Genomic DNA, 377 nt, shown 5'->3' with positions numbered 1-377 from the left:
GGGCGGGCGGCGGGTGTTGTTGTTGTTGGGTTGTTTGTTGTGGGGGGGTTTGTGGGGTGTTTTGGTGTTTTTTTTTTTTTTTTGTTTTTTTTTTGTTTTTTGTTTTTTTTTTTTTTTTTTTTTTTTTTTGTTGTGTTGTGTGTGTTTTTTTGTGTGTGTTTTTTTTTTTTTTTTTTTTGGGGGTTTTTTTTGTGTTTGTGTTGTTGTTTGGGGGGGTTTTGTTTTTGTTGTTGTTTTTTTTTTTTTTTTTTTTTTTTTTTTTTGTTTTGTTTTTTTTTGTGTGTGTGGTGGTTTTTTTTTTTTTTTTGTTGGTTATTGTGTTTTTGGTGTTTTTTTTTTTGTTTTTTTTTTTGGTGGGGAGGGGGGGGGGGCGCCCT

General features: G+C 31.0%; 1 protein-coding gene. It reads left to right on the top strand.

All coding sequences use genetic code 11. The features are described 5' to 3' along the window. Positions 1-377 (top strand): hypothetical protein (locus PUR26_RS34560; protein WP_329868529.1); only part of this gene is annotated, 377 nt, incomplete at both ends.

The sequence above is a fragment of the Streptomyces sp. SP18CS02 genome (genome assembly GCF_036322365.1).
Taxonomy (GTDB): domain Bacteria; phylum Actinomycetota; class Actinomycetes; order Streptomycetales; family Streptomycetaceae; genus Streptomyces.
The sequence above is the reverse complement of the archived record's forward strand: the minus strand, read 5'-3'. Positions and strand labels throughout refer to the sequence as shown.